This window comes from Janthinobacterium sp. FW305-129 (genome assembly GCF_020858115.1).
Taxonomy (GTDB): domain Bacteria; phylum Pseudomonadota; class Gammaproteobacteria; order Burkholderiales; family Burkholderiaceae_D; genus Janthinobacterium.
Genome location: NZ_JACYMM010000002.1, coordinates 403,747 through 421,389, shown reverse-complemented (window position 1 = coordinate 421,389; position 17,643 = coordinate 403,747). Strand labels below are relative to the sequence as shown.

Genomic DNA, 17,643 nt, shown 5'->3' with positions numbered 1-17,643 from the left:
GTGCTATGGTTGCGATCCATCCCCGGGCAGCCGGACACAGGCACGCAATGACCATGCATTCCCCGCAGCAAGCAGCAAGCACCGACCTGGCCAGCCGCTATCTGGGCGTACTGGCCGATTTTGATACGGCCTTGCTGGATCGTCATGCGCCGCAGACCGATGCGGAAAAACTTTCCGGCCTCTTCCTTCCCAGCATGCCGCCCAACTTGCTTGGCGCCCGGCAGCGCATCATGATCGTGGGCTGCGAAACGCGGCAATGGAATGTGCTGCAGGCAGGCGAGCGTTTTAGTTCGCTCGAGTACTATGTCGAGCGGTCCATGGCCGTGCATCAAGATTATTTTGCGCAGCAATTGTCACGCTCGGATATCCAGGGCCGCGCCTTCCATAATTTTACGCGCGCCGTTGCACAGCGCTCCGGCAGCGATGGCTTGATCTACGCCAACCTGTTGTGCATGGCGTGGAAGCGTGGCAGCCCCGTTCGGTGCGATCACTTTGAGGTGATCAAACGCTATTCCAAACTGTTGTTGGACGTGCAAATCGATTTCTTCCAGCCCGAGATCATCATTTTTGCCAATGGCAGTGCTACGGCCGGACACCGGCGCGACTTCTTTCCGCTGGCCCGCGATGCGCAGGGCAAGGCGCTGGGCTGCGATTATGTTGAGGATGGCATACCGAATGCGCAATTGTGGCAGTTCCCGCTGGGCCACAGGACGTGCTACCGCATTCAGCATCCTTCGTCGCGTTCGCCTGATTCCGCCAGTGCGCGCCGGTTCTTGTTGGGATTGCTACCGCACAAGGCGGAGTGAAGCGGCCGATGGCGCCGTTTTTATTTATGGCTGGCGGAAATGAAAAAAGGGTTACAAGCCGAAGCATGTAACCCTTTGATTTGCCGCTAATTCTGTGGGGTGGCTGATGGGGCTCGAACCCACGACAACAGGAATCACAATCCTGGACTCTACCAACTGAGCTACAGCCACCACTGTCTTACTTACCTGTTTAGCTGTTTTGCTGAACAGGTGCCGAATTATACAAAGAACTCGGCGAAGTGGCAAATCTAAATGCAGTCTTTTTTAAAGAATCGAAAGATTGCATGAAAACGGCCGCTTTTGCTCGCACCGTTCACACGGACAGGTGTGCGACGGGCGGCTGCAAGTCCAGCAAACCGGAGAAGGCTTGCGCCAGGGATTCGACCTTGGCCGTCGTGTAGCCCTGCAGTTGCGGCGCATCGTTATTGATGCGGCGCAAGCTGGCCGCATCGAGCAGGCGGGCCAGTTGGCGCGCCACGGCTTCGCCCGTGTCCACCAAGGTGATCGTTTCCTGCGTATGCGCGCGCACCGTGCGTTCGATGGCGTCCTGCACGAACGGGTAGTGCGTGCAGCCGAGCACAAGGGTGTCGACGCCCTGTTCCAGCATCGGGGCGATATAGCGCTCCAGCATGGCGCTGGTGGCGTCCAGCGGGTCGTGGCCCAGCTCGCATTGCTCGATGCGGTCGGCCAGACCTATGCAGGGCTGCAAGATGAACGTGGCGCCCGTGGCGGCGCTCACCTGCTCGCGCAGGGCCAGCAACTTGTCGCCGCGCAAGGCGCGTTCCGTCGCCAGCACGGCGATCTTGCTGTTGCGGCTGATGCTTGCCGCCGGTTTCAGGCCCGGTTCGACGCCGACGATGGGCAGGTCGGGGTAGCGCGCGCGCAGCGCCTTGATGGCGGCGATGGTGGCCGTGTTGCACGCCACCACCAGTGCTTTCGCGCCTTGCTGCAATAGAAAGGCGGTGATCGCCAGCGAACGGTCGACCACTTGCTGTTCCGTCTTGTCGCCATACGGCGCGTAGGCGGAATCGGCAAAGTAAATCAAATCTTCCTGCGGCAGCTGCGCGCGGATATGGCGCAGCACGGACAGGCCGCCCACGCCAGAGTCGAAAATGCCGATGGGCGCGTCTGGGTGGGCATTGCTTGCAATAGAAGTCATGGGGAACCGGAGTAGATAAAAAAACGCCGCGCTTATGTTGCCGCGCGGCGTCTATGGTAGAGCTTGTTTAAGCGACCGTCACGGGAATCTTGCTGACGCTATTGAGTTGCTCGATCTTCGCCTGCCATTCTTTCGGGCCCGTGTTGTGCACCGACGTACCCTTCGCATCGACGGCCACCGTGACCGGCATGTCGACGACGTCGAATTCGTAGATCGCTTCCATGCCCATGTCGGCAAAGCCCAGCACCTTGGCGTGCTTGATGGCTTTCGACACCAGGTAGGCGGCGCCGCCCACGGCCATCAGGTAAGCCGACTGGTGCTTCTGGATCGATTCGATGGCGACCGGGCCACGTTCGGCCTTGCCGATCATGGCGATCAGGCCCGTCTTTTCCAGCATCATGTCGGTGAACTTGTCCATGCGCGTGGCCGTCGTCGGACCGGCCGGGCCGACGGCTTCGTCGCGCACCGGGTCGACCGGGCCGACGTAGTAAATCACGCGGTTTTTGAAGTCGACCGGCAATTCCTCGCCCTTGGCCAGCATGTCCTGGATGCGTTTATGCGCGGCGTCGCGGCCCGTCAGCATCTTGCCGTTCAACAGCAAGGTCTGGCCCGGCGTCCACGAAGCGACTTCTTCTTTCGTCAGGGTATTCAGGTCGACGCGCTTGGATTTTTCCGTGTCCGGCGTCCAGTGCACTTCCGGCCACGACGACAGCGATGGCGGCGTCATGTAGGCAGGACCGGAGCCGTCGAGCACGAAGTGGCCGTGGCGCGTGGCGGCGCAGTTCGGGATCATGGCGACCGGCTTCGACGCGGCGTGCGTCGGGTGCATCATGATTTTCACGTCGAGCACGGTCGTCAGGCCGCCCAGGCCTTGTGCACCGATGCCCAGCGAGTTGATCTTGTCGCACAGCTCGATACGCAATTCTTCCAGTTTATTCTGCGGGCCGCGTTGTTTCAGCTCAAACATGTCGATGTCTTCCATCAACACCTCTTTTGCCATCAGCATGGCCTTTTCGGCCGTGCCGCCGATGCCGATGCCCAGCATGCCTGGCGGGCACCAGCCGGCGCCCATGGTCGGCACGGTTTTCATGACCCAGTCGACCAGCGAATCGGACGGGTTCATCATGATCATCTTCGATTTGTTTTCCGAACCGCCGCCCTTGGCCGCGACCTTCACGTCGACGGTATTGCCTTCGACCAGTTCCATGTGCACGACGGCTGGCGTGTTGTCCTTGGTGTTCTTGCGGTCGAAATGCGGGTCGGCCACGATGGAGGCGCGCAGCTTGTTGTCGTCGAAGTTGTACGCGCGGCGCACGCCTTCATTGACGGCGTCGGTGACGGTGCCGCTGAAACCTTCGAAGCGCACGCCCATGCCGATTTTCAGGAAGACGTTGACGATACCCGTGTCCTGGCAGATAGGACGCTTGCCTTCCGCGCACATGCGCGAGTTGGTCAGGATTTGCGCGATCGCATCCTTTGCCGCCGGGCTTTGCTCGGCCGCGTAGGCGCGCGCCAGGTGCTCGATGTAATCAGCAGGGTGGTAGTAGCTAATGTACTGCAACGCTGCGGCGACGGATTCGATCAGGTCTTCTTGCTTTATGACAGTCATGGTGTTCTCGCGGTGGATAAGAAGGGTAAGACTTTGATGCTGTTTGCTGTTTGCTAATCAGTATAGGAGCGCCAGAAAAATGTTCAGGGCTAGGCGCCTTGCCGAAGGCAGTACGAATGTACGACTAGGCAAGGCAACAACGCCATGGACTTTTTTATGGATGCTCCTTAGTGGGGCGCCCTGGCTTGGTTCTGGGTAACCGTCATGATGCGGTCCGTGTACGCAATCGCCATCGCCGACAGGATGAAGACCATGTGGATCACCGTTTGCGCGATGATCACTTCGATCTTGTACGAGTTGGCGTTGATGAAGGTTTTCAACAGGTGGATGGACGAGATGCCGATGATGGCCATCGCCAGCTTCGTCTTCAGCACGGACGCATTCACATGCGACAGCCATTCCGGCTGGTCCGGATGGTCGTCGAGGTGCATGCGCGAGACGAACGTTTCGTAGCCGCCGATGATGACCATGATCAACAGATTCGAAATCATGACCACATCGATTAAGCCCAAGACCACTAGCATGATGGTCGCTTCATTGAGCTTGGTCGGCAGGGCGCCGCCCGGTACGGCCACGGCCGTCAAGACGTGCTGCAGGGCCGCATCATTGCCGAACACGGCGCCGATCAGGTCCGACAGTTCCACCCAGAAGTGAAATACGTAGACGCATTGGGCAAGGATCAAACCCAGGTACAGCGGCAGCTGCAGCCAGCGCGACATGAAGATGAAGGCGGACAGGGGATGCAGTTTGCTATGTTTGGGTTTTTGTGAATGGTCGATCATCTGGAGTTTCCTGGGGGTAAATACCAATTTTTGGTATGCCCGACATTTTACACTTGCTGCTGATCACTGCGCATGCCCTCGATCTGGATTCTTGGCCTTGATGAAACGCAAAGTGGCATCAAGTAGTTGGCGTGTTATCAGTTTTTCCATCCAGAATGCTGGGCGGCGCACCCTTGACGCCCGTCGCCTGTGGCGATTATGGTTAGAATGGATCGAGGAAAACGCCGACTGTAAGGCGTCCGTAAGACAGCAGGAATATTGTGTTAGCAAACAATTACTACACTGGAGACTAGCATGGCCGCTATAGAGAACCAAGGGCAGGGCACTGAGCAGCAGGGACCGGAAGAGTCGCGCGTATTTGAACCGTCGGCTGCGTTTGCCGCACAGGCAACGATTTCCGGCATGGACGCCTATCGCGCCATGGTGGCCGATGCCGAACGCGACTACGAAGGCTTCTGGGCCAAGCTGGCGCGCGAGAACCTGAGCTGGAAAAAGCCGTTCACCCGCACCCTGAACGATGACAACGCCCCGTTCTACAAATGGTTCGAAGACGGCCAGCTGAACGTGTCGTATAACTGCCTGGACCGCAACATCGAAAATGGCCTGGGCGACAAGACAGCCATCATCTTCGAAGCGGATGACGGCACCGTTACCAAGGCAACATATAAAGAGCTGCACGAAAAGGTCTGCAAGTTCGCCAACGGCCTGAAATCCAAGGGCATCGCCAAGGGCGACCGCGTCATCATCTATATGTCGATGTCCGTCGAAGGCGTTGCCGCCATGCAAGCGTGCGCGCGCATCGGCGCCACCCATTCCGTCGTGTTCGGCGGCTTTTCCGCAAAATCCTTGCAGGAACGCATCATTGACGCGGGCGCCGTGGCCGTCATCACGGGCGACGAGCAATTGCGCGGCGGCAAAAAGCTGCCATTGAAATCCATCGTCGACGAAGCGCTGGCGCTGGGCGGCTGCGATTGCGTGAAAAACGTCATCGTGTATCAACGCACGGGCAGCGACCTGCCGATGGTGGCCGGCCGCGACACCTGGCTGCACGACCTGGTCGAAGGCCAGAGCGCGCAATGCGAACCGGAATGGGTCGATGCTGAGCATCCATTGTTTATCCTGTACACCTCGGGTTCCACCGGCACGCCGAAGGGCGTGCAGCATTCGAGCGGCGGCTACCTGCTGTGGGCCGCGCTGACGATGAAGTGGAGTTTCGACATCAAGCCGGACGACGTGTTCTGGTGCACGGCCGACATCGGCTGGGTGACGGGCCACAGCTACATCGCGTATGGCCCGATGGCCGTGGGCGCCACGCAAGTGGTGTTCGAAGGCATCCCGACCTACCCGAACGCGGGCCGTTTCTGGGAAACCATCAAAAAACACAACGTCAGCATCTTCTACACGGCGCCAACGGCCATCCGTTCGCTGATCAAGGCGGCCGACGTGGACCCGAAAGTCCATCCAAGCAATTACGACCTGACGAGCTTGCGCCTGCTGGGCACGGTCGGCGAGCCGATCAATCCAGAAGCGTGGATGTGGTACTACAAGCACATCGGCGGCGAGAAATGCCCTATCGTCGATACTTTCTGGCAAACGGAGACGGGCGGCCACATGATCACCCCGCTGCCGGGCGCCACGCCGATGGTGCCCGGTTCCTGCACCCTGCCATTGCCGGGCATCATGGCCGCCATCGTCGACGAGGCGGGCCAGGACGTGCCGAACGGCCAGGGCGGTATCCTGGTGGTAAAACGCCCATGGCCATCGATGATCCGCACGATCTGGAACAACCCCGAGCGTTTCAAGTCCAGTTATTTCCCGGAAGAACTGGGCGGCAAGATGTACCTGGCAGGCGACGGCGCCATCCGCAACAAGGAAACGGGCTACTTCACCATCACGGGCCGCATCGATGACGTCTTGAACGTGTCGGGCCACCGCATGGGCACGATGGAAATCGAATCGGCCCTGGTGGCCAACCCGCTGGTGGCCGAAGCGGCCGTGGTGGGCCGTCCGGACGACACGACAGGCGAATCGATCTGCGCCTTCGTGGTGCTCAAGCAGGCGCGTCCGACGGGCGAAGAAGCGAAGAAGCTGGCCCTGGAGCTGCGCAACTGGGTCGGCAAGGAAATCGGCCCGATTGCGAAGCCGAAGGAAATCCGTTTCGGCGACAACCTGCCGAAAACCCGCTCCGGCAAAATCATGCGCCGCCTGCTGCGCGTGCTGGCCAAGGGCGAGACGATCACGCAAGACGTGTCGACCCTGGAAAACCCGGCGATTCTGGATCAGTTGAAGGAAGCGTCGTAATGAAAGGTCGGTCCCTGCGGTGGCCGACCACGGCCTCTGTTGGGCTGCTGCTTGTCGTTGCCAGCTTTAACTTTTACCCCACGGTAAATAACTTTGGCAGTCCGTAGAATCTTTGCTATAATCTGCGGCTTCGCGACAAGCGAGAAATAGTACGCAATGCGAGCAAGTAGACGCATTGCCTGCAGGAGAGGTGGATGAGTGGTTGAAGTCGCACGCCTGGAAAGCGTGTATAGGTTCATAGCCTATCGGGGGTTCGAATCCCCCTCTCTCCGCCACGGATAGCAATTAAGTAAGATCAGGACGTCTCAGGAAGTCCCTCAAAAACCGCTTAGAGCCTTGATTCTAAGCGGTTTTTTCGTTTCTGGACGTTGCACAGCGTCCCAGGATATCCACCTCAAGTGGGCGCAAGTTTGGGGGCTTCTCGTACTCAGCCATTGCCGCTTGCCCCAAAAAATCAAAAAAACGACTATATTGATCTTTACAGCATGCCGCGCAGGAGGTTTGCCATGCCAAAGATCATTGCTCCGTTGACAGATTTACTCATCCGCAACGCCAAGCCACGCGAGCGGCCATACAAAATATTCGATGGTGACGGCATGTACCTCGTCGTCGCGCCAACCGGCTCCCGCATCTGGCGGTTCAAGTTCCGGCAGGCCAACGGCAAAGAGAATACGCTGACGTTCGGTCCTTACCCGGAAATCACCTTGCAGGACGCACGAGAAAAGCGCCTGGCGACACGCCGCCTGCTACTGCAAGGAATCGACCCCGCCAAGCATCGCGACGACGCCAAACGTCTGGCAAAGGATAAGGCGTCCAACACCTTTGAAAAAATCGCGCGCGAGTGGCACGGCAACAAGGTGCCGACGTGGAGCGAACGCACCGCCAAGAACACCATCCAGCGCCTGCAAGCGGACATCTTCCCAGCCATCGGCCGCATGCCGATCGATGAGATAAAGCACCGCGATCTGATCGCCGCACTGCGCAAGATCGAGGAGCGTGGCGCAAGTGAAGTCGCCCATCGCCTGAGAGCGCTATGTGCGTCAATTTTCAGCTACGCGATTCAATGCGGATTCACAGAGCGCAATCTGGTCACCGATATGAAGGATGTGTTGAAGACCGTCCGGGCCGGACACTTCGCCGCCATCAGCGCTGACGAACTACCGCAGTTTCTGGCCATTCTGGACCGCAACGAAGCACGCATGTTTGCGCCGACCCGCATTGCGCTGCGGCTGATGCTGCTGTGCTTTGTGCGTACCAGCGAGTTGATCGAGACGCCCTGGAGTGAAATCGACTTGGAGCGCGGCGAGTGGATCATTCCATGGCAGCGCATGAAGCGCGGCAAGCTGACCGTCAATCCGGATATGACCAACCATCACGTCTGCCTGTCGCGCCAGGCGCTGGAGCTGCTGCGCGAACTGCACGCGATCACGGGCCGCAGCAAGTATCTGTTCCCGAATCAGCGCGACCACGAAAAGCCGATCAGCAATAACACGATACTGGTGGCGCTTGGGCGCATGGGATACAAGGGCAAGATGACCGGCCATGGCTTCCGGGCGCTGGCCATGAGCACCATCAAGGAGCGCCTGGGCTACCGGCATGAAGTCGTGGACCGGCAGCTGGCACATGCACCGAAGGACAAGGTGGCCAGTGCCTATGACCGGGCGCAGTTCCTGGCGGAACGGCGCAAGATGATGCAGGATTGGGCCGACTACATCGATGCCGTCCACGGCAAGGGAGCGCCGCCGCAGACGCCCAGATTAACGCTGGTTAGCGGCGAATTCAGCCGGGATGGCGGAACAGGAGGGCACCATGTCTAAGTATGTATTGCGCCTCACGGATGCGCTTATCAAGCAAGCTGCTCCGAAGGAAAAATTATATAAACTATCCGATGGGGCTGGTCTGTACATTGAAGTGCAGCCCAGCGGCAGCAAGGTCTGGCGCATGAAGTATCGCCAGCAAGGCGGTGGTGAAAGCGTTCTGACTTTTGGCCGGTATCCCGAAGTCTCCATCGCCAAAGCCCGCGAACACAGGCTTGCAGCGCATCAGATGCTGGAGCGGAAGCAGGACCCGGGCACAGAATTCAATCGAGAAAAATTGCATCCACTGCCAAAGCCTATTGCAATCGACGAAATATTTGATGAGCCGGAGTGGGGCCATGTGCAGACCAGTGTTCTGCGGGCGACCCTGCTCGCTATCCGTCACCTCGAAACCGCCTTATTTCCTGCATTGGAGCGGGAGCGCATTTCCATCAGTGAAGCACAGGATAGTATCCAGCAAGCAGCCATTCGGCAAATTGAACAGGACGGTTTGCAGGTCGTTTCCCGACACCTGGAGGGTGTCGCGACGGCGCTCGCTGCCAGCTATTTACGTAACGGTATGAGCATGGACCAATTGGTTAGTGCGATGAAGGAGTCAAGGAGGCGGGTACGGCGCCAGGGCGACAACATGCAGTAGCTATCGGAGCCTTTGTCCGGTCGCAATTCTGTGTACTACGAAAAGCGCACTTGACGAAACGAACCGCTTGCAAACGTCGATATCAGGCATAGAATGAAGTTCTCTTATGTGGGAATCGCTCCCACGAGGGCATGCATCGAGCATGTCCCTATGCTTAGCGGCATAGGCGTTGCGGTCGTCACCCGCCACCATGATACCTAGCAGTTTCTGCTATAGATATATATCGCCGGGCCATGCAGAAGTATGCACATCTCGGCACGATAAAGCGCTGCCTTCAGCGTTTTCATATCCCACAATCCGCAAGACGGATTGCCTGGATGATTGCGCCCGGTGGGCGCTTCTTCAAACAGGAGCAAGACTCCTGCCCCGATTGGTTCGCATACTCCGCGAGGTAGCGCACCCTATGAAGCACAGCATGGCTTTGCCGCGAGCCGCACCGTCAGCAGAAATGCCAGCGATGCGATGCCATCGCGGCCGCCGCCAGCGCATGTGCCTTAGAGCCGCCAGTATCGTCACCGCGAGTGCGATGCTGGCGTATATGCCGTCGCATGCCATGGCTGCGTGCGCGCGTCGTTACTGGCAGCGTGCTGCCAGTGACGACGCGCCGCCGACGGCATAGGCCCAGGCGGCAAGCGGAATTCCACCGCGTGATGTTGTTCAGTGACGGGGCCAGGCGGCCCCCATCGCAGGCAAGCCCTGCGATGTCCTTTGCCCGCTACGGGCTGATTAATAGAAGTTGATCCGTGCACGATGTGCACTCCATGGACCCTGGGTGATTGGTCCCCGCTGCGGCGGCTTCCTCCGGGAGCGCGCAGCGGTGCCACACGCGCATGCGGCGCGGGCAGGCATTAACAGCAACCGCATACACGGGAGTGGTGTCCCGAGGCCCTTGATTCAACCTTTTCTGCCGAGGCAGTGAGGGTGGCCAGAAACACTTACCTGACAGGCTTACACCACGCAACATCGATGTGAAAACCAAAGATCGAAGGGATGACTTTGCCATGCGCGACTTGAACTACCAGCTCAAGCAACTGTGTCACCGCAACCGGGATGGCAGTTTTGCGACGCAGGCCGACCGCGAACGCTTATTAAACCTGTGCGCCAACGACCTGGCGGAACGGGGCTTCCAGCATATGAGCGTGGACAGTCTGAAACCGAAGCATGTGGCGGCGCTGCTCGACAAGTGGAAGCAGGATGGCGTCAGTACCGGAACGATCAAGAATCGCATGAGCGCCCTGCGCTGGTGGGCCGAGAAGATCGGCAAGGAAAACATCATTGCGCGCACCAACGGCGAATACGGCATCGCGGAGCGGGTGTTTGTCACCAACGTCTCGAAGGCGAAGGTGCTGGACGCCGACACGCTGGCCCGCGTGAACGATCCCTATACGCGCATGTCCCTGCAGTTGCAGGCGGCGTTTGGTTTGCGGCGCGAGGAAAGCATCAAGATCAAGCCGGGATGGGCCGACGGCGGGAGCATTCTGCGGCTGAAGGATAGCTGGACCAAAGGCGGAAAGTATCGTGAGGTGCCGATTGCCACCATGCAGCAGCGCGCCGTGCTGGAAGCGGCCAAGGCACTGGCGGGCAACGGCAGCCTGATTCCCGCGCAGTTGCGGTATCGGGACCAGTTGAACCGCTTTCGGGCGCAGTGCGATAAGGCTGGCATCCATGGCGTGCATGGACTGCGCCACGAGTACGCGCAGCGGCGCTATGCCGAGTTAGCTGGCCGACCTAGCCCAGCCTGTGGCGGCGCGACATCGAGGCAGCTGGATGCTTCACAAAAACTCGCAGATCAAGCTGCGCGAATGAAGATTTCGGTGGAGATGGGGCATGGTCGTGAACAGGTCACTTCCATCTATTTGGGGAGATAACCGTCCCCATGTATCAGGGCCGCAGCGTATGGAGCTGAAGATATGTAAGGGGGACAGTCCTGGCGCTGCCGGAATGATCGCGGAGAGTCGGCATGACTCTCCATTGTTTGCAGTTCATCAATCGAAGGAGAATCTTATGACCACGACTAAAAAATTCCTCCGCTTGCCTGCGGTAATCGAGGCCACCGGCTGGTCCCGCGCCACAATCTGGCGCAAGGTGAAGGCAGGCGTGTTGCCAGCACCAATTCCCATCGGCCCGAAGTCCATCGCTTGGGACGCTGAGGAAATCGCCCAATGGCAGCAGCGCTGTATTGACGCTAGGCGTGGAGTCGCTTGAGTGGGAGTTAATAGTGGCTGGATAGGAGCACCCCACCTCGTAAGACGTCACGGGGTGGGCCTACCGGCCCTCTCCGAATCGTCCAACTGCTGCCGCTGCGCGGCAGCCCCGCGCGTTCGTGGTTCTAATTAGGTATCGACTGAGCATGCTTTTACGGCGTCCAATGCATCAGTCTGTGTCCGAATGGCGGACTTGAGCCTGGCTCCGCGCAAGTTGCTATGATGGCCGTGCGGAAAGCGAAAAATTAACACCATCATTGTTTTATTAACCTCTACGTTGTATCTTGTACGCCACTCGCAAAAAAAGAAAAACTGCTGTCAATCACAGTTTTAAGTGCAATACTGATAACTTTGCAACGATTTGACGTTGTTCAAGCTCATGCCGCATCTCGGCATTCGAATTTCGCCAGAGACCAGAAAACCTAAAAAATGAAGAATATTCCATTTAATGTTTCAGCGCGAACAGCCCGCCTTATCGGTCGGGAAAACGTTTCCTCCGCAGAAGGAGCTCTTATCGAGCTAGTTAAGAACAGCTATGACGCGGATGCAAAGAACTGCATAGTGTTCTTCGACGACAAATATTCAGAAATTCCCAAGATATTAACGCCCGCAGAATTTAAGGAGTTTATAGAGTTTTTAGCTAAGGAAAAGATGCCGAGTCTTGATGATTGCTTCATGTACAAACCGGATAGTTCGGAGCATCTCTTTGATCCAGATATCTATAATCAGAAATACGATGCGAGCCAAAGGAATCTTATTGAAAAGAATCTGCTCGAAAAAGTTAGTATTTATATTATGGACGATGGCGTCGGGATGACTGAAGAAATTATCGAGAAGTCTTGGATGACTATCGGCACCGACAGTAAGAATTTGGATTTCATTTCGAGTACAACTGGCCGAGTTAAGTCTGGCGCTAAAGGAATTGGGCGGTTCGCGCTAGACCGGTTAGGTGAGGAGTGTGATTTACTCACGAAAACAAGCGAATCAGATCAGACTTTACTTTGGAAAGTTAGCTGGGGAGATTTTGACAAACTTGGAGCAACCATTGACGGAGTAAGTGCCCGGCTTGGAATTTCAGCTGAGAAACTTGAAAAGAATTTTCAGGATCTTACTAAGAAAAATTTTTCTCTATCGGCTCTCAAATTTTCCACGAAGAGTGGTAGTCATATAAAGGTGACGCGAGTTAGAGATGCATGGAAACAGCGAGACATACAACAAATTTATCAGGAGTTGGAATCATTAATTCCGCCCGCAGAGGCAGGTGATTTTAAAGTATATGTTTATAGTAATCGTTATGAATCAGATTTTGGGGAAGTACTTCCTAACATATGCGATGACTTCGACTATAAAATATCCGCAGATATGGATGAACACGGAAACGTGGATTTTGAGTTGATAAGAAAAGAATTGGATCCATTGAGAATTGGATCTGAAATTTTAAAACGTAAGTTTTTTTCAGGAAGTCGTCATTCATTTGATGGGTTAACCGGGGCGCCAGTATTGTATCGTAAAACTTTCTACGAACTACTGCCTGGCCTAAGTGAAGTTGACTCAGAAGCACATAAAATAATAGGCGCATTTCGTTTCACCCTTTATTTTTTGAAGCGGACTACTGATAAAAAAGATTCAGAAATTTATCTTCACAGATCATTTGATAGTGCTAATCGAAAGAAGTGGCTAGACAATAATAACGGAATTAGAATATTTCGGGATAATTTTCGCGTACGCCCCTACGGAGAAATTGGAAAAGCTGCATGGGATTGGTTAGGCTTAGGTCGCCGCCAAGCGGAGGATCCATCCGCGCTGCGTTCTGGCCGTTGGAAGGTAACTCCGAATAATATTTCTGGTGTAATCAATATTTCCAGAATAAGTAATCTCGGGCTGGAGGATAAATCAAGTCGAGAAGGCATTCAGGAAAACCGGGCTTTTACTTTATTTAAATTGCTAGTGGCTGCTATGGTCAAGGAGTTTGAGCAAGACCGGAGCGGTATATACAAGGAAATTTACACGGCGCACAGCGAGAAGAAAAGTGCCCCAACTGATGAAGAATTAAGCGAAAGACACGAAGAGGACGCTGAAAAGCTTGCGCTGAAAATCTTTGACGACGTTAAGAAAGACCCCAAACCAGTAGTAGACGACTCAACTAAGCTTGCGCTGGCATTACTCAAGGAAAAAGCGCGCGCCCGTGAGACAGGTGACAGATTGGAGGATATGAAGAAGGAAAATTCATTACTTCGAGTATTTGCATCGAGTGGTATTACGATCGCGTCTTTCACGCATGAGTTGGATGGTTTGAACGCGAAACTTGGCAACAGGTTCGACCAATTGGAGACGATTTTTCGCTCTTATGTAGATATGGCTCAGCAAGAGCGCAAGGACGTGCAAAATTTCAAGAACCCATATTATCGAATTGGAATGCTTCGCCGAGATGATGAAAAAGTGAAGAACTGGATTAAGTACTCATTGCGAACTATTCGTAAGGATAAAAGAAAACGCGTCACGCTGAACGTAGCAAACTACCTCGAAAACCTACGTGATGAGTGGCAAAGCACTTTATTAGATCGGCAAATCGTTATAAATGTAAATGTTGCTTCGCAAAATTTGTCAATTCGAGCATACGAAATCGACCTAGATTGTATATTCAATAATTTAATTATAAACTCAGCAGACGCTTTTAAACGTGCAGGATTTTCCGGAAATAGAAATATTGAAATAAATGCAGTATCTAGAAGTGGAAAAATAGCGTTTACGTACACAGATACTGGCCCAGGTCTATCGAATGACATAATTGAGCCATCCGATATTTTTAAACCAACTTTCACAACAAAAAAGAATAACCTAGGTGAGGAAATTGGCACGGGTTTAGGAATGTGGTTGATTGAAAAAACAGTTGAAGAGTATTCGGGTAGTGCAAAATTGATGCCAAATTCAGGATTCTCGATTATTTTGGAGATGTAGTATATGAGTGAAGGCAGAGTAGTTTACATTGACGAAGATCCTGAGGATATAATCTATTTTCAGCAATTTGCAGATGGGCATTTTGATGTGGATATTATCCAAATCGATAATGATTCGAATCTTGAGGAAATAGTCGATGATATATTGAATTCCCCGCCTGATGCGGTGATAACTGATTTCATGCTCAATGAAAAAGCTAAGGTGGGCTTTAATGGCCAAGCTTTAATTGATATGCTGCAAGAAAGAAATCGACATCTTCCTTGTTTTTTATTAACATCCCATCCGCCCGATGCTGTCGCCGCTACTCATGATGCCCGGATCGTCCAAGCAAAAGCCGTAATGATTGCATCTAATGATGATCTCGCCACATTGTTTCGTTCGCAGATCGCCAAGATTATTGTGGATCACAATACAAAGCTTGCCCAAGCGGAGAGGGAGCTTGAACAATTGGTGGCGAAGCCCACAGAGGAGCGGACGGGTATAGACCGCGACCGCGCTCTAGAGTTAGACAAATATATCGAGGAGCATGGATTGGGATCCGATCCACTTCCAGACGAGATACGAGATGAACGCAGCATAGATCTATTGACAAAGCTAATTTTGCAAGTTGATAAATTTCTGGAAAAAAACTAATTTATGTACCATTCAATTCATAGTGCAATTCCAAAACGCCGAGCTAATGTCGATGTGAAGGCACGATATTCCTCGTACAAAAATGAATTGCGCGAGGATTTTATTTTTAAGTGTGGTTATTGCGACACCCCTGACCACTACTCCGGGGGGCGACGTGGGTTCCACATCGATCATTTTGCACCGAAGTCAAAATTTCAGAATTTAAGTAACACCTATGAAAATTTAATATATTGTTGTCCCATTTGTAACATCGGGAAAAGTAATGATTGGCCTGGAACAGATCCGGCTATATCGGTTATCGGAGACAAGGGTTTTGTAGATCCATGTGATCCGGCTTATCATAGTCACTTAGCTCGTGATTTTGATGGAAAAATTATTCCTCTAACCCCGTTGGGAAATTATATTCACAAAAAACTACGCCTAAGCCTGAAACGTCGGCAAGTTTGTTGGCTTTTAGATCGGATGGAAAAGCAGTTGGAACTACTTAGGGTGGCACTTGAGGCTAAAGGCTACAACGACAATATTGGCGTGAAAGCGCTGTGCGATTTGCAGGCCGAGTATTTTAAATATGTTGGATTCATAAAACGTGACGAATAATTTTTTGCAAAATGTTGAATCTTCACGCATTGCCACTCAGCAACAAATTGCCGAAGTGAAGAAAAAACTGGCAGAGCAATATTTTACACCGCTTCATGTATCGCAAATCATGTCGAAAATGTTTTCCGATATTCCGAAAGGAACTCTAATATCGGTTTTAGATCCCTGCTGTGGCGTCGGAAATTTGGCAGCATCGATGCTATCTGACTCACTAGAACGTTCTGAAAAAATCCATCTGACTCTTGTTGAACTCGACCCTTTTCTTGTAACGGAGGCTAAGAAAAATTTTTCAGAAATAAAGGAAATAGAGGTTCACGAGCAGGATTTCTTTGATTTTATTCAATCATGTCAGAATAAGTTTGACAGAATAATTCTAAATCCACCGTATTCGAAAATGGTCGCGACTTCAAAAGCTGCGAAGATTGCAAAGTCTATGTTAGGGCATAATGAGGCTAACTTATACTCTGCATTCATAAGTTGCTGTTTGAAGATTCTGACGGATAGAGGAGAACTCGTCGCCATAGTTCCGCGTAGTTTTTGCAATGGAACTACTTTTAAAAATTTCCGATATTTCTTATTTTCTAAATTTTATTTGCATGAGATTTATTTGTTTGAATCTAGGAAAATTTTTGCTGACAGTTCAGTACTCCAAGAAATATTGATATTAAAAATTTCTCCGTTAAAAAGTCTCACGGTAAAAATTTCTCATCAAAATATCGCTGGTGCGATCAGATCTGAAGATGTATCTCTTGAGAAAATATTGTTCATCGGCGATAAAAACAAATTCATTCACATTCCGGTTGCACCAGGAGATGACGTCTTGCTTTCTAAGATGGCAAAATTTCCGCAAACACTTCTTTCTGTCGGATGCCGAGCATCGACCGGAAAAGTTGTCGACTTTAGATCGCTAAAATGGCTGCGGAAAAAAAAGTCAGATACTACAGTTCAACTTTTGTATCAGGATTCAGTTGTTGCTAACAACCTTGTTGATTTTTCATGTAAGATTTTTGGAAAGTCTCACTATATTAAGATCGGCGAGAAAACTAATAAATTGTTAGTAAAAAAAGGAAATTTTGTTTTAGTTCGGAGAATTTCTTTCAAGGAGTCTCCAAATCGAATAATATGCTCCCCACTGTTTAATTTTGATTTTGAATGTGATGCTCTGGCAATCGAAAATCATTTAAATTATATTTGGGGGGAGCATGCAGAGATGAATGAAAGTATTTGCGCCGGGTTGGCGGCATATCTTTCAACGCCGTCCGTAGATCAGTACTTCCGGAGATTTTCTGGCCATACCCAGATTAATGCGGAAGATCTGAACTCTCTACCAATCCCGACGCTAGAGGAATTAGAGAATTTCGGAAATACAATTAGCGTTTTAAACTTTGCTTCAGCACATCAGATGGCCGAAAGAAAGTTTTTTGGATAACGAATAAGTCAAGCTTATGTAAAATTTTTAGGGCATAGTTGGGGGCAAGCGAAAATTTTCACCAAGACGATATCAGTGAATTTGGGCCTAATTTAAGTGATTCGAATCCCCCTCTCGCCACAGACGAAAAAGAAAAAGCTACCCTCGGGTAGCTTTTTTTTCGTCTGTACGCGGAGAGAAGCACGCCCCCTGCGGGGCGTGCGCGGGGGATTCGAAGGGTCGGGCCTGCCGGCCCGGCCCTCTCCGAATCGACCAACTGCTGCCGCTGCGCGGCAGCCCCGCGCGCCTGCGGCGCGCGTTCGTGGTTCTAATCAGGTTTTCGACTGAGCAAGCTTTTACGGCACCCCATGCATCAGTCCGTGTCCGAATGCCAGACCTGACCCTGCTCCACTGCTCCACTCACGGCGCGCGTTCGTGGTTCTAATCAGGGTTTCGACTGAGCAAGCTTTTACGGCGCCCCATGCATCAGTCCGTGTCCGAATGCCAGACCTGACCCTGCTCCACTGATAATTTGATGCTTGAAAAGGTTTACAACTGTTTATGAAAAAGCGTTCAGTCTGAACAGTTAAAAAAATTCTTCGATTGGGAAGTTTTTTATTGGAGATATAGCATGGTGAAGGCATCTGAAAAATCATGCCATGTTAGTATTGGAAATAGTATTCTTATTCATTTGCGCGTAATGGCATCTTTGTTAATTCGTGCGTCAACTAC

General features: G+C 52.8%; 13 protein-coding genes and 2 tRNA genes. 11 read left to right on the top strand and 4 right to left on the bottom strand.

What is annotated here, in order from left to right:
* Window positions 1-5 precede the first annotated feature (5 nt).
* Window positions 6-806 carry a hypothetical protein gene (locus IGS61_RS05590; protein ID WP_230538698.1) on the top strand — a complete coding sequence of 267 codons (801 nt, stop codon included), beginning with the start codon at window positions 6-8 and terminating at the stop codon, window positions 804-806.
* Window positions 807-901: 95 nt separating this feature from the next.
* On the opposite strand, the gene IGS61_RS05585 is transcribed toward IGS61_RS05590, so the two are convergent.
* The 4 genes from IGS61_RS05585 to IGS61_RS05570 form a co-directional block, all read right to left on the bottom strand.
* A tRNA-His gene (locus IGS61_RS05585) sits at window positions 902-977 on the bottom strand.
* Window positions 978-1,119: 142 nt separating this feature from the next.
* Window positions 1,120-1,965, bottom strand: a complete 846-nt coding sequence (gene murI / locus IGS61_RS05580; protein WP_230538697.1) for a glutamate racemase — start codon at window positions 1,963-1,965, stop codon at window positions 1,120-1,122.
* Window positions 1,966-2,032: 67 nt separating this feature from the next.
* The gene (locus tag IGS61_RS05575) at window positions 2,033-3,574 is read right to left on the bottom strand and encodes a fumarate hydratase (RefSeq protein WP_086144995.1); all 1,542 of its coding nucleotides are present in this window, start codon (window positions 3,572-3,574) and stop codon (window positions 2,033-2,035) included.
* Window positions 3,575-3,741: 167 nt separating this feature from the next.
* Window positions 3,742-4,356 (bottom strand): YqhA family protein, encoded by a 615-nt coding sequence (locus tag IGS61_RS05570; RefSeq protein ID WP_070218187.1) that lies wholly within the window; start codon window positions 4,354-4,356, stop codon window positions 3,742-3,744.
* A gap of 294 nt (window positions 4,357-4,650) precedes the next feature.
* Between IGS61_RS05570 and acs the strand changes: the two genes are divergently transcribed.
* The 10 genes from acs to IGS61_RS05520 all read left to right on the top strand — a co-directional run bounded on the left by acs (window position 4,651) and on the right by IGS61_RS05520 (window position 16,932).
* Window positions 4,651-6,657 carry an acetate--CoA ligase gene (gene acs / locus IGS61_RS05565; protein WP_230538696.1) on the top strand — a complete coding sequence of 669 codons (2,007 nt, stop codon included), beginning with the start codon at window positions 4,651-4,653 and terminating at the stop codon, window positions 6,655-6,657.
* Between the two features lie 184 nt (window positions 6,658-6,841).
* A tRNA-Ser gene (locus IGS61_RS05560) sits at window positions 6,842-6,932 on the top strand.
* Window positions 6,933-7,163: 231 nt separating this feature from the next.
* Window positions 7,164-8,474 carry a tyrosine-type recombinase/integrase gene (locus tag IGS61_RS05555; protein WP_230538695.1) on the top strand — a complete coding sequence of 437 codons (1,311 nt, stop codon included), beginning with the start codon at window positions 7,164-7,166 and terminating at the stop codon, window positions 8,472-8,474.
* A complete protein-coding gene (locus IGS61_RS05550) occupies window positions 8,467-9,111 on the top strand; it encodes a DUF4102 domain-containing protein (RefSeq protein WP_230538694.1) in 645 nt (214 codons plus the stop codon). Before IGS61_RS05555 ends, IGS61_RS05550 begins: the two co-directional genes overlap by 8 nt.
* A gap of 1,001 nt (window positions 9,112-10,112) precedes the next feature.
* Window positions 10,113-10,979 (top strand): phage integrase N-terminal domain-containing protein, encoded by an 867-nt coding sequence (locus tag IGS61_RS05545; RefSeq protein ID WP_230538693.1) that lies wholly within the window; start codon window positions 10,113-10,115, stop codon window positions 10,977-10,979.
* Window positions 10,980-11,115: 136 nt separating this feature from the next.
* Entirely contained in the window at window positions 11,116-11,316 is a 201-nt protein-coding gene (locus IGS61_RS05540) for a helix-turn-helix transcriptional regulator (RefSeq protein WP_034760447.1), read from the top strand.
* Between the two features lie 428 nt (window positions 11,317-11,744).
* A complete protein-coding gene (locus IGS61_RS05535; RefSeq protein ID WP_230538692.1) occupies window positions 11,745-14,273 on the top strand; it encodes an ATP-binding protein in 2,529 nt (842 codons plus the stop codon).
* Between the two features lie 3 nt (window positions 14,274-14,276).
* Window positions 14,277-14,906 (top strand): hypothetical protein, encoded by a 630-nt coding sequence (locus IGS61_RS05530; RefSeq protein WP_230538691.1) that lies wholly within the window; start codon window positions 14,277-14,279, stop codon window positions 14,904-14,906.
* 3 nt (window positions 14,907-14,909) lie between these two features.
* Window positions 14,910-15,503 (top strand): HNH endonuclease signature motif containing protein, encoded by a 594-nt coding sequence (locus tag IGS61_RS05525; protein ID WP_230538690.1) that lies wholly within the window; start codon window positions 14,910-14,912, stop codon window positions 15,501-15,503.
* Window positions 15,493-16,932 (top strand): Eco57I restriction-modification methylase domain-containing protein, encoded by a 1,440-nt coding sequence (locus IGS61_RS05520; protein WP_230538689.1) that lies wholly within the window; start codon window positions 15,493-15,495, stop codon window positions 16,930-16,932. The genes IGS61_RS05525 and IGS61_RS05520 overlap by 11 nt, the downstream gene beginning before the upstream one ends.
* The last annotated feature ends 711 nt before the right edge of the window (window positions 16,933-17,643 follow it).

Coding starts and splice junctions, on each gene's coding strand:
- IGS61_RS05545 (WP_230538693.1), top strand. CDS start 10,113: ATGCGCGACTTGAACTACCAGCTCAAGCAACTGTGTCACCGCAACCGG.
- IGS61_RS05570 (WP_070218187.1), bottom strand. CDS start 4,356: ATGATCGACCATTCACAAAAACCCAAACATAGCAAACTGCATCCCCTG.
- IGS61_RS05590 (WP_230538698.1), top strand. CDS start 6: ATGGTTGCGATCCATCCCCGGGCAGCCGGACACAGGCACGCAATGACC.
- murI (WP_230538697.1), bottom strand. CDS start 1,965: ATGACTTCTATTGCAAGCAATGCCCACCCAGACGCGCCCATCGGCATT.
- IGS61_RS05540 (WP_034760447.1), top strand. CDS start 11,116: ATGACCACGACTAAAAAATTCCTCCGCTTGCCTGCGGTAATCGAGGCC.
- IGS61_RS05535 (WP_230538692.1), top strand. CDS start 11,745: ATGAAGAATATTCCATTTAATGTTTCAGCGCGAACAGCCCGCCTTATC.
- IGS61_RS05555 (WP_230538695.1), top strand. CDS start 7,164: ATGCCAAAGATCATTGCTCCGTTGACAGATTTACTCATCCGCAACGCC.
- IGS61_RS05530 (WP_230538691.1), top strand. CDS start 14,277: ATGAGTGAAGGCAGAGTAGTTTACATTGACGAAGATCCTGAGGATATA.
- IGS61_RS05575 (WP_086144995.1), bottom strand. CDS start 3,574: ATGACTGTCATAAAGCAAGAAGACCTGATCGAATCCGTCGCCGCAGCG.
- acs (WP_230538696.1), top strand. CDS start 4,651: ATGGCCGCTATAGAGAACCAAGGGCAGGGCACTGAGCAGCAGGGACCG.
- IGS61_RS05550 (WP_230538694.1), top strand. CDS start 8,467: ATGTCTAAGTATGTATTGCGCCTCACGGATGCGCTTATCAAGCAAGCT.
- IGS61_RS05525 (WP_230538690.1), top strand. CDS start 14,910: ATGTACCATTCAATTCATAGTGCAATTCCAAAACGCCGAGCTAATGTC.